This window comes from Mesorhizobium sp. AR10 (assembly GCF_024746795.1).
Lineage (GTDB): Bacteria > Pseudomonadota > Alphaproteobacteria > Rhizobiales > Rhizobiaceae > Mesorhizobium.
The window spans coordinates 5,688,934-5,708,663 of the sequence record NZ_CP080524.1 but is presented as its reverse complement, the minus strand read 5'-3'; the positions used below and the strand labels follow the sequence as shown (position 1 = coordinate 5,708,663).

The following is a 19,730-nucleotide window of genomic DNA, read 5'->3' as shown; positions in this document are numbered from 1 at the left end:
GCCCCTCATCTGGCTGCCGCCATCTTCTCCCCGTAAACGGGGCGGGACGCTGTCGTCGCCGATTTCGCCAATCGCCAACGTTGCAGAACAAGCGCCGAGGGCGCGGCCAGCTTCTTTCTCCCCGTCACTATACGGGGAGAAATGCCCGGCAGGGCAATGAGGGGCGGCGCCGGGGTCCGAAAATTGGCAGTTCCAACAGAAACACGAAACTAGGCCAGTTCTTCGGAATGCCCGATCGCCACGCCATACTCCGCAGCCGAGTCCAGCATTGTATGCCACAGGCTCTCGGCAAACGTCGCGAACACCAGCAGGTTGAACACCGCCTGTCCGTCCGGCAGGTCGCTGCCGCGCCAGAGCGTGACGCTGGTGTGATCCATTGAGGTAGCGGCAGCAGCGCCAACCGGAAACGCATCGGGATGCAAATCGATCGACGACAGCTTGGCCAGCATCGTCCGCGCCTTGGCGCCCGAAATGCTGATCAGCGCGCGCGCATGCGACTGGTCGGACAGCGAGGCGGAGCCGGACAATACCGGCGCCAGCGATTCCATCGTGTGTTTGCCGCCCTTTGACAGCACAAGAAACTGATCCGGCCCCGACCAGATCAGCGTGGCGTCCTGCGTGCTATCCGCCTTGGGTGTTTCCGGAGCCGCGACGCCAAACCGAGTCTCCGCGGCCTTGGCCATATCAACCGCTTTGCCGCGCCGCGCCATCACCTGGATGAGGTCGAAGTTGCGGTTCTCGGTCAGCAACACGCCGGCTTCACCAGACGCGCCATAAGGCCCTACGGCAAGCACCCGATCAAGCGGGCTGCGGGCAACCCAGGAAAACTCAACCACGCTGGCGCCCTCCATCCGGATCGTAGAAGACGGGATTGCACAGCTCGACATCATAGTCCTCACCGCGCAGCGGGTCGTGCGCATGGACGATCTCGCCGATGCGTTCGCGGCCGCGCTCGACCAGCCCGAGTCCGATCCACTGGTCGAGCGTCGGCGAGAAGCAGACCGAGGTGACGTAGCCCTGGTCATTGTCAGGGCCGGGTGTCTGGCCCTTCGGAATGATATGCGCGCCGGAGCGCAAGCGGCGGGTCTTGTCCGTCGGCTTGATGCCGACCACGACCTGACGATCCGCGGCGACCAGCGCTTCTCGCCCAGCCATGACGCGGCCGATGAAATCCTTCTTGGTCGACATCATCTTGCCGAGGCCGAGGTCGCCTGCGGTTGTCGTGCCGTTCAGTTCCGGTCCGGCGACATGGCCCTTTTCGACGCGCATGACGCCGAGTGCCTCGGTGCCGTAGGGCGTCACGCCGAATTGCGCGCCGGCCAGCATCAGGTTGCGCACCAGCGCCTCGCCATAGCGTGCCGGCACCGAAATCTCGAACGCCATCTCGCCGGAGAAGGAGATGCGGAACAGCCGCGCCTTGAGGCCGCCACGCAGCGCCACTTCCCGCGCGCCCATGAACGGAAAGCCTTCGTTCGACAGGTCCTCGGCCGGATCGACGATCTCCTTGAGCAGGTCACGTGTCTTCGGTCCGGCGACGGAGAACTGCGCCCACTGGTCGGAGACCGAGGTCAGCTGGACGTCGAGTTCCGGGAACAGCACCTGGCGGCAGAATTCGAGGTGCTGCATCACCAGTCCGGCCTTGGCCGTGGTGGTGGTCAGGAAATAGTGGTCCTCGGCCAGCCGCGAGGTGGTGCCGTCGTCATAGACGATGCCGTCCTCGCGCAGCATCAGCCCGTAGCGGGCTTTGCCGACGGCGAGGCTGGAGAAGGTGTTGATGTAGACGCGATCGAGGAAGGCGCCGGCATCGGGCCCATGCACGTCGATCTTGCCGAGCGTCGAGACATCGCAGAAGCCGACGCCGCCACGCACCGCCTTGACCTCGCGGGTCACCGATTCCAGCCAGTCCTTCTCGCCGGCGCGCGGATACCATTGCGCCCGCTTCCACAGGCCGGTGTCGACAAAGATCGCGCCCTGTTCGGCGGCCCAGTGATGCGACGGCGTCAGCCGCGTCGCATGGAAAGTCTCGTCGCGATGATGTCCGGCGAAGGCGCCGATGGCGACCGGCACGTAAGGCGGCCGGTAGATCGTCGTGCCGGTCTCGGGAATGGACCGGCCGCTGACCGCAGCCATGATGGCGAGGCCGGCGACATTCGAGGTCTTGCCCTGGTCGGTCGCCATGCCGAGCGTCGTGTAGCGCTTCAGGTGCTCGACCGACTCGAAGCCTTCGCGCTGCGCCAGTTCGATGTCGGAAGCGGTGACGTCATGCTGGTAGTCGACAAAGGCTTTTCCCTTGCCGGCGACATGCCAGAGCGGGGTTAGAGAGAAGGCCTCGTCGTTGGCGACCGGCGCTATACCGGCGTTGCCGCTGCGTCCTCCATCCTGCGCTGCCACAGCACCGGCGGCAAAGCCTTCGGCTAGGCAGGCACCAAGTCCGAAGGCGCCGTTGGCGGCGCCGACTGCCACCATGCCCGGCGGCGCCCCATCCGGAACGAAGGCAGCAATATCGTCCTGCCATTTAGGCCGGCCGCGATGGTAGGAGGTCAACCCGACCGCCGGATTCCAGCCGCCGGAGACGGCAAGCCCGTCGGCTTCGACTTCGGCGCGCGCGCCGCCGGTCAGCGCCACTGCAATTTTTCGGACCCCGTCCTTGCCGCCATCGACGCCACTGACGGAGCCATGAAGCACAGTGAACCCGTTCTTGGAGGCCAGCGAGCGGTGCGCGGCGGACACATCCGGCCGTGCGTCGACCACCGCCGCGATCTGCAGTCCCGCACCCAGCGCGGTCTCGACCGTGCGCCAGCCATCCTCATTGTTGGTGAACAGCGCGATGCGCCTTGCCGGCGTTGCCGCGTAGCGCGCGACATAGGTCCGCATGGCTGAGGCCATCATCACGCCGGGCGTGTCGTTGCCGGCAAAAACGATTGGCCGCTCGATGGCGCCGGCGGCAACAATGCAACGCTTGGCCACGATCCGCCACAGCCGCTGCCGCACTTGGTGTTCGGGCGGGGAGGGCAAATGGTCGTTGACGCGCTCGATCGCGCCGTAGGTGCCGCCATCATAGACGCCGAACAGCGTCGTGCGGGTCATGAGGCGCACGTCGGGCAGCGATGCGAGTTCGGCCAGCGTGCGGGAAATCCACTCGGCTGCCGGCATACCATCGATCGTGCCGCCGTCCGAAAGCAAGCGGCCGCCGAGCGCAAAATCCTCTTCGCACAGGATGACGCGGGCACCTGAGCGGCCGGCGGCAAGGGCGGCCGCTAGACCGGCCGGGCCGGAGCCTGCGATCAGCACATCGCAATGCGCCCATGCCTTGTCGTAGTGGTCGGGGTCGGCAACGCCAGCGGCGCGGCCGAGACCAGCGGCGCGGCGGATCGCCGGCTCGTAGATCGCTTCCCAGAATTTCGCCGGCCACATGAAGGTCTTGTAATAGAAGCCGGCGACGAAGATCGGCGCGAACAGCTGGTTCACCGACATCACATCGTGGCGTAGCGACGGCCAACGGTTCTGGCTGGCGGCTTCGAGCCCGTCATAGAGTTCGGCGGTCGTCGCCTTGGTGTTCGGCTCGCGCCGCGCGCCGCTGCGCAATTCGACCAGCGCATTAGGTTCTTCGGAACCGGCAGTCAGGATGCCGCGCGGGCGGTGATATTTGAACGAGCGGCCGACCAGCTTGACGCCATTGGCGATCAGTGCCGAGGCCAGCGTGTCGCCCTGGTAGCCGGCAAAACTCTTGCCATCGAAACGGAAATTCAGCGGCACCGAGCGGTCGATCAGGCCGCCGCTGTCCAGCCGGTTTGTCTGCGCGGCCATCAGGCGCCAACCTTGGCGGCACCGACGCCGGCCGCAGGCTGAACCGAAGAAATCTCATGCGTCAGTGTGTTGCGGGCGATCTTCAGCCAGGCTCGGCAGCCACCGCCATGGTACCAGTATTCGCTGGTCTCGCCGGCGATATTGTCGCGCAGATAGACATAGTCGAACACCGCGTCTTCAGATGCGCCGGCCTCGGGACGCACCGGCTTGGCGTCGCCCAGATAGGTGAACTCGCCGAGTTCGCGTTCGCCGCAGAAGGGACAGACAATACGCATGTTTTCTGGACCGTCCTCAGTGCAGGTTCGCTTGGGCGCCCTGGCCCTTTTCGTCGATCATGGCGCCGCGCCGGAAGCGGTCGAGACGGAACCGTGCCGCCTCTGGGTGAGACTCGTCGCGGGCCAGCAGATGGGCAAAGACCAGGCCGGAGCCCGGCGTCGCCTTGAAGCCGCCATAGCACCAGCCGGCATTGAGATAGAGCCCGTCCACCGGCGTCTTGTCGATGATCGGCGAGCCATCCATCGACATGTCCATGATGCCGCCCCACTGGCGCAACAAGCGCACGCGGCCGATCATCGGCATCAAGGCCATGCCGCCCTCGCAGACATCTTCCATGACAGGCAAATTGCCGCGCTGGGCATAGGAATTGTAGCCGTCTATGTCGCCGCCGAAGACCAGCCCGCCCTTGTCGGACTGGCTTACATAGAAATGGCCGGCGCCGAAGGTCATGACACCGGGTATCAGCGGCTTGATCGCCTCGGAGACGAAGGCCTGCAGCACATGGCTTTCGATCGGCAGACGCAGGCCCGCCATCGATGCGACACGCGAGGAACTGCCGGCCACCGCCATGCCGATCTTGCCGGCGCCGATCTTGCCGCGCGAGGTCTCGACGCCGGTCACCTTGCCGTTAGTGTCGCGGGTGAAGCCGGTGACTTCGCAGTTCTGGATGATGTCGACGCCGAGCGCGCTCGCCGCGTGGGCGTAGCCCCAGACGACGGCATCGTGCCGTGCCGTGCCGCCGCGCCGCTGCAGCAGCCCGCCTTGCACTGGGAAGCGTGCATTGTCGAAGTTCAGGAACGGTATCATCTTTTTGACCGCGGCGAGGTCGAGCAGTTCAGCGTCGATGCCGTTGATGCGCATGGTGTTGCCGCGCCGTGCGTAAGCATCGCGCTGCGCGTCGGAATGATAGAGGTTGATGACGCCGCGCTGGCTGACCATCGTGTTGTAGTTGAGGTCCTGCTCCATGCGCTCCCACAGCTTCATCGACAATTCGTAGAAGCCGGTGTTGCCGGGAAGCCCGTAATTGGAGCGGATGATTGTGGTGTTGCGGCCGGCGTTGCCGGAGCCGATCCAGCCTTTCTCCAGCACGGCGACATTCCTGATGCCGTACTCGCTGGCGAGGAACCATGCGGTGGCCAGGCCATGGCCGCCACCGCCGATGATCACCACGTCGTAGCGGTCCTTCGGACTGGCGTCGCGCCAGGTGCGCTGCCAGTTCTTGTGGCCGGAAAGGGCGGCGCGAGCGAGCGAGAAGATCGAGTATTTCATGCGTTCATTCCGGGATCGCTCGCCTCACGCAGGCAGTTAGATATCCAGCGTGTGGTCGCGCTCCCACTGGGTGAAGTGGGAAGCATAGGAATTCCATTCCTGGTGCTTCAGCTTTAGATAGGCCGACGAGAATTCCTCACCCAGCGCCGCCTTGAGCGATTTGTCCTTGTCGAACTCGCGCAGCGCATCGAGCAGGTTGAGCGGCAGCTTCGGCGCGCCCTTCACCGTGTGCCCGAACTGGTACATGTCGATGTCGTAGCGCTTCCCCGGATCGGCCTTCGAGCGGATGCCGTCAAGGCCGGCGGCGATGATCACCGCCTGCAGCAGATAAGGGTTCGCCGCGCCGTCCGGCAGGCGCAATTCGAAGCGGCCGGGGCCGGGCACGCGCACCATGTGGGTGCGGTTGTTGCCGGTCCAGGTCACCGTGTTCGGCGCCCAGGTCGCGCCCGAAATCGTGCGCGGCGCGTTGATGCGCTTGTAGGAATTGACCGTCGGGTTGGTAATCGCTGCAAGCGCGGAGGCATGTTTCATGATGCCGCCGAGGAAGTTCTTGCCCTTGGCGGAAAGTCCGAGCTCCATCGAATTGTCGGCGAAGACATTGGTCTTTCCGGCCTTGTCCCACACTGAGATATGGGCATGGCAGCCATTGCCGGTCAGGCCCTGGAAGGGCTTGGGCATGAAGGTGGCGCGCAGGCCGTGCTTTTCGGCAACGGACTTCACCATGAATTTGAAGAAGGAATGCTTGTCGGCGGTCGCCAGCGCGTCGTCGAAGGCCCAGTTCATCTCGAACTGGCCATTGGCGTCCTCATGGTCGTTCTGGTAGGCGCCCCAGCCAAGCGCCAGCATGTGGTCGCAGATCTCGGCGATGACATCGTAGCGGCGCATCACCGCCTGCTGGTCGTAGCAGGGCTTCGACGCGGTGTCGTATTCATCGGAAATCGTCTTGCCGTCCGGCGAGATCAGGAAGAACTCGGCCTCGACGCCGGTCTTGACATACATGCCGTCGCTGGCAGCCTCGGCAATCAGCCGCCTCAGCGTGTTGCGTGGCGTCTGGTCGACCTCCTTGTCGTCCATGACGCAATTGGCTGCGACCCAGGCGACCTCGGGCTTCCATGGCAACTGGATGACCGAATCCGGATCCGGTACCGCCAGCATGTCGGGATGCGCCGGCGTCAGGTCGAGCCAGGTGGCAAAACCGGCAAAGCCGGCACCGTCCTTCTGCATGTCGGCGATGGCTTGCGCCGGCACCAGCTTGGCGCGCTGCCCACCGAACAGGTCGGTGTAGGAAATCATGAAATATTTGACGCCGTTCTCTTTGGCGAATGCGGCGAGATCGTTCCCCATTATAGTTCCTCGCTTATGGAATTTTTGGATGGTGTCTTCGTTTGAGCATGATCTTTCCGAAAACCGGATCCACTTTTCGGGATCATGCTCTAGAAGCCGTTCTTCCCCGGTATCCAGTTGGTGCCGGCCAGCGGCACGCCGGCCATGGCGGCGGCTTCTATGGTGAGCGCGACCAGATCCTCGGGTTCGAGATTGTGCAGGCTGTTCTTGCCGCACGCGCGGGCAATGGTCTGCGCCTCCAGCGTCATCACCTTGAGGTAGTTCGCCAGTCGCCGTCCGGCGGCGATCGGGTCGACCCGCTTCATCAGTTCGGGATCCTGCGTGGTGATGCCGGCCGGGTCGCGTCCCTCATGCCAGTCGTCATAGGCGCCGGCCGTGGTGCCGAGTTCGTTGTACTCGGCCTCCCAGCGCGGGTCGTTGTCGCCGAGCGCGACCAGAGCTGCCGTGCCGATCGACACCGCGTCGACGCCGAGCGCCAGCGCCTTGGCGACATCGGCACCGTTGCGGATGCCGCCGGAGACGATCAGCTGCACCTTGCGGTGCATGCCGAGGTCCTGCAGCGCCTGTACCGCCGGCCTGATGCAGGCAAGCGTCGGCTGGCCGACATTCTCGATGAACACTTCCTGCGTGGCGGCCGTGCCGCCCTGCATGCCATCGACGACGACGACATCGGCGCCGGCCTTCACCGCAAGGGCGGTATCGTAATAGGGCCGCGCGCCGCCGACCTTGACGTAGATCGGCTTTTCCCAATCGGTGATCTCGCGCAGTTCGAGGATCTTGATCTCGAGATCGTCGGGCCCGGTCCAGTCCGGGTGGCGCGAGGCCGAGCGCTGGTCGATGCCCTTCGGCAGCGTGCGCATTTCGGCGACGCGGTCGGAAATCTTCTGGCCAAGCAGCATGCCGCCGCCGCCGGGCTTGGCGCCCTGGCCAACAACGACCTCGATGGCATCGGCCCGGCGCAAATCGCGCGGGTTCATGCCATAGCGCGACGGCAGATACTGATAGACCAGCGTCTTCGAATGGCCGCGCTCTTCCTCGGTCATGCCGCCGTCGCCGGTGGTGGTCGAGGTGCCCGACAACGTCGCACCACGGCCGAGCGCTTCCTTGGCCGGTCCGGACAGCGAGCCAAAGCTCATGCCGGCAATGGTGATGGGGATTTTCAGCTCTATCGGCTTCTTGGCATGGCGTGAGCCCAGCACGACGCTGGTGTCGCAGCGCTCGCGATAGCCCTCCAAGGGGTAGCGCGAGATCGAGGCGCCGAGGAACAGCAGGTCGTCGAAATGCGGCAGCTTGCGCTTGGCGCCGGCGCCACGGATGTCATAGATGCCGGTCGCGGCGGCGCGGCGGATTTCAGAAAGCGTGTAGTCGTCGAAGGTCGCGGATTTGCGTGGCGTCGTCGGCGGGTTGCGATAGGTCATGCTGCCTCAATACGCGTCGGCGTTGTCGATATTGAAATTGTAGAGCGTGCGTGCCGAGCCGTAGCGCGTGAATTCCGCCGGCTTGACCCCGGTCACACCGGCGCGGTCGAGCAGACCCTTCAGCAGCTCCAGATGTTCGGCCCGCATCTCCTTGGCGATGCAGTCGGCGCCGAGGCTGTCGACCTTGCCGCGCACGAACAGCCGTGCCTCGTAGATGGAATCGCCCAGCGCATCGCCGGCATCGCCCAGCACCACCAGATTGCCGGACTGCGCCATGAAGGCCGACATATGGCCGATATTGCCGTGGACGACGATGTCGATGCCTTTCATCGAGATGCCGCATCGCGACGAGGCATTGCCCTCGATGACCAGCAGCCCGCCCTTGCCGGTGGCGCCGGCATACTGGCTGGCGTCGCCTTTGATGGTGATCGAGCCCGACATCATGTTCTCGCCGACACCGGGTCCGGCCGAACCGTGGACGGTGATTGTGGCGCCGTCATTCATGCCGGCGCAATAATAGCCGACGCTGCCACGTACATCGATGGTGACCGGCTGGTCGACGCCGACGGCGACCGAATGGTTGCCTTTCGGGTTCAGCACTTCCCACGCCGTTTCGTTCGAACCGGGGGTCAGATTATGCAGCGCGTGGTTGAGCTCGCGCAGCGACGACACATCGAGATCGAAGACCCGAGAGGCGTGGTCGTGCGACACAGTCTTTGAAAGCTTGGTTGCCGGCATGAACTCAATGCTCCCAGAAATAGACGGTCGCGGGCTCGGGTTCCCAGACCTTGGCGCCGTCTATACCGGGCAGTTTGGTGAGCGCGCGATATTCCGAGCCGAAGGCGACATACTGGTCGGTCTCGGCCATGACGGCCGGCTTGCAGGCGATCGGATCGCGCACCACGCCAAAGCCGTTCTTGGTGCCGACGACGAAGGTGAAGAAGCCGTCGAGATCGGAGAGCGTGCCTTCCAGCGCCTCGCCGAGGTTCTTGCCATGCGCCATCTGCGATGAGAGATAGGCGGCGGCCACTTCGGTGTCGTTCTCGGTCTCGAACTTCATGCCTTCGCGGATCAGCTCGCGACGGACATTGTTATGGTTGGACAGCGAGCCGTTGTGCACCAGGCACTGGTCGGCGCCGGTCGAGAACGGATGCGCGCCCATCGTCGTCACCGCCGATTCCGTCGCCATGCGGGTATGGCCGATGCCATGCGTACCGGTCATGCTGCGGACGTCGAAACGGTCGACGACCGCCTCCGGCAGTCCGACTTCCTTGTAGATCTCGACAACGTCGCCGACGCCCATGATGCGGATGTCGGGGCGCAATGCCTGGATCGCCTCGCGTGCTTCGTCGATCTTGGCAGGCGTGGTCCTGACGACCGCATGCGTTGATTTCACCGCGATGCCCACAGGCGCGCCAATGGCCTTGGCGAGTTCGGTGTCGAGGCCACGGAAGTCGCGCTCCGGCTTGGCCGACTGGATGGTGATCTTGGCCTCATTCCTGGAAGGCGCGCCATAGATGGCGATGCCGGCGCTGTCGGGACCACGATCGCTGAGCGAGATCAGCATCTGCGAAAGCATCGCGCCAAGCTGGGGCTCAAGCGACTTGTCCTTCAAAAAAAGTCCGACGATTCCGCACATGTCAGGCTCCCGCGCGATTGGTTTCAGGAGATGTACCGGATGAACCTCTCAAATTCAATTGGTATGAAAGAAATTTTCCTGTCATTACGTATGCGGCTCAATGCCGCTGCTCTTACTATCGTCGCCTGCGCGGGTATTGTGAAGCCACTGGGCTGTGCGGATGCGGGCGATCTTGTAGGCATCGAGGATCGACAGCGCATAGATCAGAATGCCGCCGGCATGACGGCCGATGAAACTGGCGTCGGGCGGCGCGATCTTCATCGTCACCCAGGCCAGGATCACCATGAAGAAAAGGAACTGCAGGCCGCGCACCGGCACGCCGAGAACGACATGTCCGCTGGCCGGCAACACGATTGCGGCGCCGAGAACGAGATAGGGATTGACTGGTGCGGACGAGGAACTGGTCATGCGGCTTGCCGTTCGCTTTGGTTGATGGCATCGCGAAGTGCCGATGCGGATCTGAGCAATCTCTCGATCAGCGCTGGGTCAAGCATGACGCCGCCGAACTCGGCTTGCCGGAACACGCCATAGCGTGCCCGTTCCGCCTCCGCCAGCAGCCAGACGATACGCACGCCTTTCGGCGTTATCAGCAACTCCTTGGCGCGGCCCGAGGCGAAGAGGTCGAGGTGGGCGGCGATGATATCCTGCGGGAAGCGCACGCCCTTGCGATCCGTCCGCAGCACTGCCTCTGCGGGAAAGTCCGCTGCTTTCGCCAGCGTATGGTCGAGGTGGTCGAAATTGGAGAATGTCGTCGGCGAGCCCGGCCGCATCATCATGTCGAAGGTAGCAGGGACGGCGACCGGTTCGGTGATCGAGACAGACAGCCAGCATACGGGGAGCTTTCTCGTCGCCAGCGTGTCGACGATTGTGCGTATCTGCACGCGATGGCCATTCCACGAACCGGCCCAAGTGGAAACGCCAGCCGTGCCGTTCGAGATGTTGGTTGCATCTGTGACGACGGCATTGATGCTCGCCTCGTCGGCGGCAAGTGCGGCCATGGCCTTGTTGCGGTTGGCGCGCACAAGCCAGGCGAGGCGAAAGACGAGAGCCAGGGCGACTGCCGCTGCGAGCAATGCCGATGTCACCTAACGCACCTCGTCACGCCCGCCCGTAAACAGGGCGGGCTTTCCTCTCTTGTTTCAATAGCCCTGTGGCTTCGGCCACGGCATGGTGAACTGGTCGCCACGGCGCACGAATTTGTAGCGGTAGAAATGGAACCACAGCGAGATCAGGAAGTAGAAGGCGACCATGGCGATCAGCTGCGAGCCGAAGCCGAGGAAGATGGCAAAGAAGGTGACCACGCACAGGCAGAACAGCACGATCGCCGGCAGCGGATGGAACGGATGCGTGTAGCCGCGGCGGATCGAGCCGAGCGGCCACTTCTTGCGGAACATGACGATGTTGATGCTCATGAAGGTGTATTGCAGCACGCCTGACAGGATCGAGAAGGTGATCGCCTGGTTGAGGTCGGCGATGAAGGCGAAGGCGAGCGCAATCGGCAGCAGGAACAGGATCGAGCGATAGGGCGTGCGGTATTTCGGATGCACGGCCGAGAACCAGCTCGGCAGATAGCGGTCGCGTCCGAGCGAGAACCAGGCGCGGGCTGCGTCGTTGATGCAGCCATTGGCGGAAGCCAATGCCGCAAGCAGCGTCGCGACGAACAACAGGTTCTCGAGCAGCGGGCTGCCGGTCAGCTTGCCCGCGTCCCACAGCGGGTAGTAGGTGATCCCGAGATATTCCCACGGCATCATCGAGGCGCAGACATACCAGGTCATGGCGGCGGCGATCAAAAGCGTGATCATGCCGGCCATGGTGCCGTAGGGCAGCGAGCGGGCCGGCGAGCGCACTTCCTCGGCGGCCTGCGTCGTTCCCTCGATGCCGAGATAGTACCAGATGCCAAACTGGAACGCGGCGATGACGCCGATCCAGCCATAGGGCAGGGCGTTGTCGGGGGTCACCAGTTCGTTCAGCTTCAGCACCGCGCCTTGCGTCCATGGGCTGACCGAGAAGAACAGGATCACGATCGATATATAGGCAATCGCTGTGATGACGAAGTTGACGTTGAGCGTCATCAGCACGCCGCGATAGTTCAGCCATGCCAGCACGACGATGGTCGCGGCAATGAAGGAATTGTGATTGAGCCCTTCGACGCCTGCCTTGGCGACGATCGTGTCACCGAGCAGGATGGCGTCCGACACTTCGAGCATCGTGTAGGCAAAGACCAGGAACAGCGCGACGTTGAACGCCATCAGCGGTCCGACAATGTGCTTTGCCTGCGCATACTGGCCGCCGGCGGCGGCCACCGTCGAGGTGACCTCGGAATCGATCATGGCGACCGAGGTGTAGAGCAACCCGACCACCCAGCAGACGATCAGCGCCGCCAGCGCGCCGCCCTTGTCGGCCGAGAAATTCCAGCCGGTGAACTCGCCGACGAGAACGATGCCGACCCCGAGCGCCCAGACATGGGCCGGGCCGAGCACCCTGAGCAGCGAAACCCTGTCGCCATGGACTGTCGGTTCAAGCGCGATCGTCATTGGTTGGTCCCCACTCAGATCCGGTGCTTTTCAGACGCGGCTTCAAGTTCGCCTTCCCGCGAAGAGGTCAGCACCTCTTCGGAAAAAGTCGTGTCGATCTTGAACCAGTCGTAGAGCATCCACAGCGCGAGCACGATCGAGATGCCCCAACATGCATAAGAGAGTGCCATCCACATGATGATGCTTCCCCGGGTTTATTTGTCGTCGAACTTTTCGTTGATGACGTCGCGGTATTCGCGGTCGGAGGCGCGAAACAGGAAGACGAAATAGCCGATCAGCACCGCGGCCATGATGATCAGCGTCGGCCAGTCGATGATGTAGTGGAAGCGGTTCTGGATGATGTCGTGCGCGGTCTCCGGCGTGTAGCCGAGCTTTTCCCAGATCGACGCCATGGTCGGGTTCTGTCCCAGCGCTTCCCACGTCTTGGTGTCGAGTGCGTCGATAGATTTAGCCGCACCCGCCAGCCCCAGCTTGAGCGGCAGCCACAGCGCCACGAAAATGGCGACCACGACGACGACGATATCGAAAATCTGCCCGGCCTTGCTTTGCACCGGTGGCGTGTAGCGGGACATGTTTCCTACCCCTCAGGACTTGCGGTTGCGGGCCGCGTCGGCGTTCTTGATGTCGAGACCGTAGATGAAGTCCTTGTCTTCCTTGTAGTGATTGACCATCGCCAGGATCGCGGCCGTGTTGAAGATCAGCACGGCGGCGGCGGCAATTGCGACGACGACCTTGATCCCGGTGTCGGGGATGTATGGCCACGTCATCACCAGGACGAAGAGGATCGTCGCCCACAGGCAGACGATCAGAAGTACCGATCCGCGCACGTCGGAACGGTACAACGCTTCAATGCGCTGCTGCAGGTCTGGCATCGGTCCTCCCCTTTTCCAACGTCCGGCTCCGATATGACCGGTCGCTGCCTCTTTCAACAGAGTGAAATTTTTTTCACAAGTTCCGTCCGAATTCTGGAATTGTCAAGCCGATTTTACGTTGGGTTAACCGTTTGTTCCACGCAACCAATTTTTGCCTGACAATGAAATTATTTGCTTGCGGGTATTGCAGGCTTCCGACGTTTGCGGTCAATATTCGGCCAATGCTCCCGCCTCTGCGCAGGGAGCCGGGAACAGCAAAAGATTTTTCGAACGGAGGACGAGCGGATGACGGCATCCTGGAGATTTTCGACCCTGGCGGATCGCCACCGCGCGCTTGGTTCGAAGCTCGAAGACTGGAGCGGCATGGGAACCGCCTGGACCTACGACAAGGATGCCGACGAGGAGTACATCGCCATCCGCACCAAGGCTGGGCTGATGGACGTGTCCGGCCTGAAGAAGGTTCACATCACGGGGCCGCATGCCTCGCACCTGATCGACCTCGCGACAACGCGCGACGTAGAGAAGATCTATCCCGGCAAGTCGGCCTATGCCTGCATGCTGAACGAGGCGGGAAAATTCACCGACGACTGCATCCTCTACCGCACCGGGCCCAACGCCTGGATGGTCGTGCATGGTTCGGGCACCGGCCATGAGGAATTGCAGCGCGCCGCCATGGGCCGCGATGTCTCGCTGCGCTTCGACGACAATCTGCATGACCTGTCGCTGCAGGGGCCGACCGCCGTCGACTATCTGGCCAAGCACGTGCCAGGCATTCGCGACCTGGCCTATTTCCACCATATGCAGACGCGGCTGTTCGGCTTTCCGGTGATGATCTCGCGCACCGGCTACACCGGCGAGCGCGGTTACGAGATCTTCTGCCGTGGCCAGGATGCCGGCACGATCTGGGACACGATCCTGGACGAGGGCAAGAGCGCCGGCATCATCCCGTGCCGGTTCACCACGCTCGATATGTTGCGCGTCGAAAGCTACCTTCTGTTCTACCCGTACGACAATTCGCAGAAATACCCGTTCGACAATGAAGGTCCCGGCGACACGCTGTGGGAACTCGGCCTCGACTTCACCGTCAGCCCCGGCAAGACAGGCTTTCGCGGCGCCGAGGAACATTATCGCCTCAAGGGCAAGGAGCGCTTCAAGATCTATGGCGTGCTGCTCGAAGGCAAGGAGCCGGCCGACGAGGGTGCACCGGTCTATCGTGACGGCAAGAAGATCGGCGTGGTGACCTGCGCCATGTATTCGCCGCTGGTCAAGAAATCGATGGGCATCGCCCGGCTCGATGTCGACTGCGCCGTCCAGGGGACCAAGCTCGAAATCCGCAACAAGAACGGTGCGATCAAGGCGACGGCCGAGCCGCTTCCCTTCGACGATCCCAAGAAGACCAAGCGCACGGCGAAGGGCTGAGGCATAGTCAACGGCGAGGGGTTCGAGGCATAAAGCAAGAATGGCAGCCAAAAGCATCATCAGCCGGCCCGTTTACGGAACGCTGTCTCCGCAGCCCGGCAAGCATCATCTTTTCGTGGCGGATGCAGACGGAGCGCTGGCGATATCGGACATGGCGGCCAGGGCGCCGGCGGATTTCTTTGCCGACGCCCACATCATCTTCGTCCCCGGTCACGACGCCAGGCACGTCGCCGCGCTTGAGGCGCTGAAGCCGGCGCAGCTCTACCGGGGTCCTTCCTTCGCCAGCGCCTTGCCGCGGCTGAAGCAGACGCTGGCCAACGCACATATGGGCCTGCGCGTCTACCTCGCCGGAACCGAAGGGCTGATCGGCCAGGCCATGCAGGCAGCACTCGATGCCGGCATCGACCACACCTCGATCCAGACCGAGCATCGCGGCTCGCTGGCGCGGCGCATGCAGTGCGTCCACTGCAAGGGCATCACCGAGAATGTGACGACGCAGCCGGCGACCTGTTCGCATTGTGGCCTGCTTCTTTTGGTACGCGATCACTATTCCAGGCGCATCGCGGCGTTCCAGGGCGTCTGCATCAATGCCGAAGACCGCAGCGAGATTCCTCCGATGGAGGAGATTTTTCGATGAGCACCGGCACCACCAAGCTCGACGTCGTGGTCAGCGATGTCGTCCCGGTCAACGACCTCGTCACGCGCTTCCATTTCCGCAGGCGTGACAGCCAGCTGTTGCCGACCTTTTCCGGCGGCGCGCATGTTGTTGTCGAAATGCGCGACGGCGAGCGGACGCGGCTCAATCCCTATTCGCTGATGGGCTCGCCGCTCGACACGCGCGAATACACCATCTCGGTGCGCCGCGACGATATCGGCCGCGGCGGCTCGCTGTTCATGCACAGGAATGTCCGGCCCGGCCATGAGATGGTGATCAGCTATCCGGTCAATCTGTTCTCGCTCGATCTGCGCGCCAGGAAGCACCTGATGCTGGCGGGCGGCATCGGCATCACGCCGTTCATGGCGCAAACCGCGCAACTGGCGGCGGAAGGCGGCAATTTCGAACTGCACTACACGTGCCGCACCGCCTCGCTCGGCACCTATGCCGACGTGTTGAGGGAGCGCTACGACCGCCGGATCAGGCTCTATCACGATGACCGCGAAGAGCGCATCGAACTCGACCGGCTACTGTCGTCGCAACCGCTCGGCACGCATCTCTATGTCTGCGGTCCGTCGGGCATGATCGGCTGGGTGCGTGACCGCGCCGCCGCCTTGGGCTGGCCGGCGGAGACCGTCCATTTCGAGCATTTCGCAGCACCCCAGCCGGGCGCGCCGTTCGACGTGACGCTCGCCGTCACCGGCAAGACGATCCGCGTCGACGAGCAGCAAAGCCTGCTCGAGGCGATCGAGGCGGCCGGCGTCGATCCGCCCTATCTCTGCCGCGGCGGCGTCTGCGGTCAGTGCGAAACCAACGTCATCTCGCATGATGGCAAGTTCATCCACAACGATCACTGGCTGAGCGAGGACGAGCACCGCTCCGGCTGCAAGATCATGCCGTGCGTGTCGCGCTTCGAAGGCCGGTCCCTGGTGCTGGAGCGGTAGGAGGAAATCATGGGCATCACCTTTCGCAAGGAAACGTTCCGCGACGATTTCTCCTTCAAGAACAGTCCGGAGCACATCAGGCGGTTTCCGTTTCCGTTCCACGAAGACGCCTACATGTATGCGGTTAACATCGAGCCGCATGTCGTCGGGCCGAAGGGCAGCGTGCTCGAAAACCTGATCGACGTCGACGAGCACTACGTCGCCGAGATGCAGGATCGCGCTCTGGTGCTGGCCGAGGACCCGCTGCGCTGCCAGTCGCTGCCGCATATGACGTTGGCCGGCTGGGACCTGCTCGAACTTCTGATGGAGCAGCAGGCGCTGGGCTATCCCGAGCACTTCACGCTGACCCGCGACGGCGACCGCTGGCGCTGGATCAACCGACCGCTCGGCATCGACGACAGCTTCACCTTCGGCGACACCTCGACGCTGCCCTACGGGCCGATGGAGTACATCACGCGGCAGAGCCAGGGCGATTTCTGCATCCTCGACCAGCGCGACGGCAATCTGTGGATGGATGCCGGCATGGTCACCACCCAGGCAGACTGGTCGCTCGATTTCGACATCGGCATGAACTTCTTCGAGTGGCACGCGCCGGTGCCGCTGGCGCATGAGAAGGGGATTTTTGTCAGGGCGCTGAAGTTCCTCACCAACATCCAGCAAGGCAAGCCGGCGCGGCGGCTGAACTGGACGATGACCATCAATCCGCGCCTCGATACCAGCCCGGAAAACTATCACAAATGGGGTCCGGACCGGACGACGGTGACGCCGGAAAATGTCGGCGAAAAGGTCCATCTGCGCGTGGAACTGCAGAGCTTCTGGCGGCTGCCGCGCTCGAACGGCATCGTCTTCCCGATCCGCTGTTATCTGATCAAGATGGACGAGCTGGTGACGCAACCGAAATGGGCGCGGCGGCTGCATCGCGTCATCCGCGACCTTCCCGAGGAGCTTGCCACCTACAAGGGCCTGACCCGCTACCGCCCGACGCTGGTCGAGTGGCTGTCGAAGCTTGACGATGGCAGCCCAACGAGCCCGGGGTTTGGGCCGGATTAGAGCAAGGCCCCCTCATCCGGCCGCTTCGCGGCCACCTTCTCCCCGAGGGGAGAAGAGATCGCCAACGCTGATGCCAGCCTCCTCTCCCCTCGGGGAGAGGTCGGATTGCCCCGAATTGCCTTTTGCAATTCGGTTGGCAATCCGGGTGAGGGGGCTGCCCGCGTTCCGCTCAGCCCGCGCTCTGCGGATAGCAGATGATCGAGAGATAGCGCATCGGCAGCTGTGTCAACTTTTCCGGCCCATGCGGCGCATCGGCATCGAAGAACAGGCTGTCGCCGGGCTTCATCGGGTAGAGGTTGCTGCCGTGCCGGTAAACCACCTCGCCCTCCAGCATGTAGAGGAACTCCATGCCCTCATGCTGGAAGGTCGGAAACACATCGGAATCCTCTGTCAGCGTGATCAGATACGGTTCGACGACGACACCGCTGGTGTTGGAGCCGATATGGCCGAGCAGATTGTACTGGTGGCCGGCGCGCGTGCCGCGGCGCTCGACATCCAGCCCTTCTCCGGCCTTGACGAAGACAGCGCTGCGCTCTTCCTCGAAACGGCGGAAGAAGGCGGTGACCGGAACACCGAGCGCCCGCGACAGCGCCTGCAGCGTGGTCAGCGACGGTGAGGTGATGCCGTTTTCGATCTTCGACAGCATGCCCAGCGAAATGTCGGTGGCAACCGCCAGATCGGCGACGGTGATGCCGAGCTTCTTGCGGAACGCCCGCACCTCGCGGCCGATCGCGACTTCCAGCACTTTCTCGCGGGTGTCGCGAATGGCGTGCGGATTCTGGGTCAGCGGCGCCCGGATGGTTCGTCCGTCGGCGGCCTTCGGCAACGGCTTGGCTTTGGCCGCGGCGGCAGCTGGCTCGGGATCGGAAATCTTCTTCGCCATGTCGCCCCCTCTGCGGATTTATTTCACTCAAGGTGAACATATTCGGTGCCGATACAGGAGCGCAACCGCCACAACAAGCCAATTGCGGTCGATCCCCGTATTTTCCCGACGCCCTCTATCCCCGCTTTTCACCAGAAGTTGCCGCGGCGAAACGAAGTTTTGCCACAAGGCCTGTTGACAGCTTCAAAGGGGCAATTACTGTCCTGTCAGTGAAATTTGTTTCGTTAGAGAAAAAGAGATCGGGAGGCCCGGAATGAAAAGTCGTGTTGCCGTCATCGGAGCCGGACCGTCCGGCATGGCGCAGCTCAGGGCCTTCAAGTCGGCTGCCGACAAGGGCGCGGATATTCCCGAAATCGTCTGCTTCGAAAAGCAGTCCGACTGGGGTGGCCTGTGGAACTACACCTGGCGCACCGGCCTCGACGAGCATGGCGATCCGGTGCACGGTTCGATGTACCGCTACCTCTGGTCGAACGGACCGAAGGAATGCCTGGAGTTCGCCGACTACACATTCGAGGAGCATTTCGGCCGCCCGATCGGCTCCTATCCGCCGCGCGCCGTGCTGTGGGATTACATCAAGGGCCGCGTCGAAAAATCCGGCGTGCGCAAATGGGTGCGCTTCAACAGCCCGGTGCGCATGGTGACCTTCTCCGAGGCGACGAAGAAATTCACCGTCACCGCGCATGACCGCACCAACGACGTCACCTACTCCGAAGAGTTCGACAACGTCGTCGTCGCTTCCGGGCATTTCTCCGTGCCCAACGTTCCTTATTTCGAGGGCTTCGCCACCTTCAACGGCCGCATCCTGCACAGCCATGATTTCCGCGACGCCATGGAATTCAAGGGCAAGGATATCCTGATTATCGGCCGCTCCTATTCAGCCGAGGACATCGGCTCGCAATGCTACAAATACGGCGCCAAATCGATCACCTCCAGCTACCGCTCGAAGCCGATGGGTTTCAAATGGCCGGAGAATTGGAAGGAAGTGCCGCTGCTGCAGAAGGTCGTCGGCAAGACCGCGCACTTCAAGGACGGCACATCAAAGGATGTCGACGCCATCATCCTGTGCACGGGCTATCTGCACTCGTTCCCGTTCCTAACCGAGGAACTGAAGCTCAAGACCGCCAACCGCATGTGGCCGGACGGCCTCTATGAGGGCGTCGTCTGGGAGAAGAACCCGAAACTGTCCTTCATCGGCATGCAGGACCAGTTCTACACCTTCAACATGTTCGACGCGCAGGCCTGGTTCGCCCGCGACGTCATCATGGGCCGCATCAAACTGCCTTCGGCCGAGGCGATGGCAGCGCATGGCGCGAAATGGCGGGCACGCGAGGAAACGCTGGAAGATGCCGAGCAGATGATCTGGTTCCAGGGCGACTACACCAAGGAGCTGATGGAGCAGACCGACTATCCCGGCTTCGACGTCGAGGCGACCAACCAGACCTTCATGGAATGGGAACACCACAAGGCGGAAGACATTATGAGCTTCCGCGACCATGCGTACCGCTCGCTGATGACCGGCACCATGGCGCCGCTGCACCACACGCCGTGGCTGCAGGCGCTGGACGATTCGATGGAGAGCTATCTCGCGGTGAAAGGGGTGGCGGCGGAATAACCGTCGCG

General features: G+C 63.0%; 20 protein-coding genes. 5 read left to right on the top strand and 15 right to left on the bottom strand.

The genetic code is table 11. From position 1 onward, the window contains the following. Positions 1-209 precede the first annotated feature (209 nt). The 14 genes from LHFGNBLO_RS31475 to LHFGNBLO_RS31410 all read right to left on the bottom strand — a co-directional run bounded on the left by LHFGNBLO_RS31475 (position 210) and on the right by LHFGNBLO_RS31410 (position 13,159). Positions 210-836: a sarcosine oxidase subunit gamma gene (locus LHFGNBLO_RS31475; RefSeq protein WP_258603857.1), complete on the bottom strand. Its 627-nt coding sequence runs from the start codon at positions 834-836 to the stop codon at positions 210-212. Further along, positions 829-3,807 (bottom strand): sarcosine oxidase subunit alpha, encoded by a 2,979-nt coding sequence (locus LHFGNBLO_RS31470; protein ID WP_258603856.1) that lies wholly within the window; start codon positions 3,805-3,807, stop codon positions 829-831. Before LHFGNBLO_RS31470 ends, LHFGNBLO_RS31475 begins: the two co-directional genes overlap by 8 nt. After that, on the bottom strand, positions 3,807-4,082 hold the full coding sequence (locus tag LHFGNBLO_RS31465; protein ID WP_258603855.1) for a sarcosine oxidase subunit delta: 276 nt from the start codon (positions 4,080-4,082) through the stop codon (positions 3,807-3,809). The genes LHFGNBLO_RS31470 and LHFGNBLO_RS31465 overlap by 1 nt, the downstream gene beginning before the upstream one ends. A gap of 16 nt (positions 4,083-4,098) precedes the next feature. Further along, a complete protein-coding gene (locus tag LHFGNBLO_RS31460; protein ID WP_258603853.1) occupies positions 4,099-5,352 on the bottom strand; it encodes a sarcosine oxidase subunit beta family protein in 1,254 nt (417 codons plus the stop codon). A 36-nt stretch (positions 5,353-5,388) separates the two neighbouring features. Beyond that, entirely contained in the window at positions 5,389-6,696 is a 1,308-nt protein-coding gene (gene glnT, locus LHFGNBLO_RS31455) for a type III glutamate--ammonia ligase (RefSeq protein ID WP_258603851.1), read from the bottom strand. Between the two features lie 89 nt (positions 6,697-6,785). Then, positions 6,786-8,114: an FMN-binding glutamate synthase family protein gene (locus LHFGNBLO_RS31450; protein WP_258603849.1), complete on the bottom strand. Its 1,329-nt coding sequence runs from the start codon at positions 8,112-8,114 to the stop codon at positions 6,786-6,788. A 6-nt stretch (positions 8,115-8,120) separates the two neighbouring features. Next, entirely contained in the window at positions 8,121-8,852 is a 732-nt protein-coding gene (locus tag LHFGNBLO_RS31445) for a GXGXG domain-containing protein (protein ID WP_258603847.1), read from the bottom strand. Positions 8,853-8,856: 4 nt separating this feature from the next. After that, positions 8,857-9,753, bottom strand: a complete 897-nt coding sequence (locus tag LHFGNBLO_RS31440) for a class II glutamine amidotransferase (protein WP_258603846.1) — start codon at positions 9,751-9,753, stop codon at positions 8,857-8,859. Positions 9,754-9,837: 84 nt separating this feature from the next. Continuing rightward, the gene (locus tag LHFGNBLO_RS31435) at positions 9,838-10,161 is read right to left on the bottom strand and encodes a hypothetical protein (RefSeq protein ID WP_258603844.1); all 324 of its coding nucleotides are present in this window, start codon (positions 10,159-10,161) and stop codon (positions 9,838-9,840) included. Further along, complete coding sequence (locus tag LHFGNBLO_RS31430) at positions 10,158-10,838, bottom strand: hypothetical protein (RefSeq protein WP_258603842.1); 681 nt, start codon at positions 10,836-10,838, stop codon at positions 10,158-10,160. The genes LHFGNBLO_RS31435 and LHFGNBLO_RS31430 overlap by 4 nt, the downstream gene beginning before the upstream one ends. A gap of 54 nt (positions 10,839-10,892) precedes the next feature. Then, on the bottom strand, positions 10,893-12,287 hold the full coding sequence (locus tag LHFGNBLO_RS31425) for an APC family permease (protein WP_258603841.1): 1,395 nt from the start codon (positions 12,285-12,287) through the stop codon (positions 10,893-10,895). A 14-nt stretch (positions 12,288-12,301) separates the two neighbouring features. Continuing rightward, on the bottom strand, positions 12,302-12,463 hold the full coding sequence (locus tag LHFGNBLO_RS31420) for a hypothetical protein (RefSeq protein WP_258603839.1): 162 nt from the start codon (positions 12,461-12,463) through the stop codon (positions 12,302-12,304). A gap of 18 nt (positions 12,464-12,481) precedes the next feature. Continuing rightward, positions 12,482-12,859: a hypothetical protein gene (locus LHFGNBLO_RS31415; RefSeq protein ID WP_258603837.1), complete on the bottom strand. Its 378-nt coding sequence runs from the start codon at positions 12,857-12,859 to the stop codon at positions 12,482-12,484. 12 nt (positions 12,860-12,871) lie between these two features. Beyond that, a complete protein-coding gene (locus tag LHFGNBLO_RS31410) occupies positions 12,872-13,159 on the bottom strand; it encodes a hypothetical protein (RefSeq protein WP_258603836.1) in 288 nt (95 codons plus the stop codon). 285 nt (positions 13,160-13,444) lie between these two features. Between LHFGNBLO_RS31410 and LHFGNBLO_RS31405 the strand changes: the two genes are divergently transcribed. Genes LHFGNBLO_RS31405 through LHFGNBLO_RS31390 form a run of 4 tightly spaced genes read left to right on the top strand, consistent with a single transcriptional unit; the run spans position 13,445 to position 17,227 of the window. Further along, on the top strand, positions 13,445-14,578 hold the full coding sequence (locus tag LHFGNBLO_RS31405; RefSeq protein ID WP_258603834.1) for an aminomethyltransferase family protein: 1,134 nt from the start codon (positions 13,445-13,447) through the stop codon (positions 14,576-14,578). A 40-nt stretch (positions 14,579-14,618) separates the two neighbouring features. Beyond that, positions 14,619-15,215, top strand: a complete 597-nt coding sequence (locus LHFGNBLO_RS31400) for a dimethylamine monooxygenase subunit DmmA family protein (RefSeq protein WP_258603832.1) — start codon at positions 14,619-14,621, stop codon at positions 15,213-15,215. Next, complete coding sequence (locus LHFGNBLO_RS31395; RefSeq protein WP_258603831.1) at positions 15,212-16,177, top strand: PDR/VanB family oxidoreductase; 966 nt, start codon at positions 15,212-15,214, stop codon at positions 16,175-16,177. The genes LHFGNBLO_RS31400 and LHFGNBLO_RS31395 overlap by 4 nt, the downstream gene beginning before the upstream one ends. Positions 16,178-16,186: 9 nt before the next feature. Then, positions 16,187-17,227 (top strand): heme-dependent oxidative N-demethylase family protein, encoded by a 1,041-nt coding sequence (locus LHFGNBLO_RS31390; RefSeq protein WP_258603829.1) that lies wholly within the window; start codon positions 16,187-16,189, stop codon positions 17,225-17,227. A 169-nt stretch (positions 17,228-17,396) separates the two neighbouring features. On the opposite strand, the gene LHFGNBLO_RS31385 is transcribed toward LHFGNBLO_RS31390, so the two are convergent. Continuing rightward, the gene (locus tag LHFGNBLO_RS31385) at positions 17,397-18,110 is read right to left on the bottom strand and encodes a helix-turn-helix domain-containing protein (RefSeq protein WP_258603828.1); all 714 of its coding nucleotides are present in this window, start codon (positions 18,108-18,110) and stop codon (positions 17,397-17,399) included. A 253-nt stretch (positions 18,111-18,363) separates the two neighbouring features. Between LHFGNBLO_RS31385 and LHFGNBLO_RS31380 the strand changes: the two genes are divergently transcribed. Then, the gene (locus LHFGNBLO_RS31380) at positions 18,364-19,722 is read left to right on the top strand and encodes an NAD(P)-binding domain-containing protein (protein WP_258603827.1); all 1,359 of its coding nucleotides are present in this window, start codon (positions 18,364-18,366) and stop codon (positions 19,720-19,722) included. Positions 19,723-19,730: the final 8 nt, after the last annotated feature.

Bases quoted from the DNA above. Each gene is read 5' to 3' on its own strand.
- LHFGNBLO_RS31470 (WP_258603856.1), bottom strand. From the start codon at position 3,807: ATGGCCGCGCAGACAAACCGGCTGGACAGCGGCGGCCTGATCGACCGC.
- LHFGNBLO_RS31415 (WP_258603837.1), bottom strand. From the start codon at position 12,859: ATGTCCCGCTACACGCCACCGGTGCAAAGCAAGGCCGGGCAGATTTTC.
- LHFGNBLO_RS31440 (WP_258603846.1), bottom strand. From the start codon at position 9,753: ATGTGCGGAATCGTCGGACTTTTTTTGAAGGACAAGTCGCTTGAGCCC.
- LHFGNBLO_RS31450 (WP_258603849.1), bottom strand. From the start codon at position 8,114: ATGACCTATCGCAACCCGCCGACGACGCCACGCAAATCCGCGACCTTC.
- LHFGNBLO_RS31380 (WP_258603827.1), top strand. From the start codon at position 18,364: ATGAAAAGTCGTGTTGCCGTCATCGGAGCCGGACCGTCCGGCATGGCG.
- LHFGNBLO_RS31400 (WP_258603832.1), top strand. From the start codon at position 14,619: ATGGCAGCCAAAAGCATCATCAGCCGGCCCGTTTACGGAACGCTGTCT.
- LHFGNBLO_RS31420 (WP_258603839.1), bottom strand. From the start codon at position 12,463: ATGTGGATGGCACTCTCTTATGCATGTTGGGGCATCTCGATCGTGCTC.
- LHFGNBLO_RS31460 (WP_258603853.1), bottom strand. From the start codon at position 5,352: ATGAAATACTCGATCTTCTCGCTCGCTCGCGCCGCCCTTTCCGGCCAC.
- LHFGNBLO_RS31465 (WP_258603855.1), bottom strand. From the start codon at position 4,082: ATGCGTATTGTCTGTCCCTTCTGCGGCGAACGCGAACTCGGCGAGTTC.
- LHFGNBLO_RS31425 (WP_258603841.1), bottom strand. From the start codon at position 12,287: ATGACGATCGCGCTTGAACCGACAGTCCATGGCGACAGGGTTTCGCTG.
- LHFGNBLO_RS31405 (WP_258603834.1), top strand. From the start codon at position 13,445: ATGACGGCATCCTGGAGATTTTCGACCCTGGCGGATCGCCACCGCGCG.
- LHFGNBLO_RS31390 (WP_258603829.1), top strand. From the start codon at position 16,187: ATGGGCATCACCTTTCGCAAGGAAACGTTCCGCGACGATTTCTCCTTC.
- LHFGNBLO_RS31385 (WP_258603828.1), bottom strand. From the start codon at position 18,110: ATGGCGAAGAAGATTTCCGATCCCGAGCCAGCTGCCGCCGCGGCCAAA.
- LHFGNBLO_RS31435 (WP_258603844.1), bottom strand. From the start codon at position 10,161: ATGACCAGTTCCTCGTCCGCACCAGTCAATCCCTATCTCGTTCTCGGC.
- glnT (WP_258603851.1), bottom strand. From the start codon at position 6,696: ATGGGGAACGATCTCGCCGCATTCGCCAAAGAGAACGGCGTCAAATAT.
- LHFGNBLO_RS31445 (WP_258603847.1), bottom strand. From the start codon at position 8,852: ATGCCGGCAACCAAGCTTTCAAAGACTGTGTCGCACGACCACGCCTCT.
- LHFGNBLO_RS31395 (WP_258603831.1), top strand. From the start codon at position 15,212: ATGAGCACCGGCACCACCAAGCTCGACGTCGTGGTCAGCGATGTCGTC.
- LHFGNBLO_RS31410 (WP_258603836.1), bottom strand. From the start codon at position 13,159: ATGCCAGACCTGCAGCAGCGCATTGAAGCGTTGTACCGTTCCGACGTG.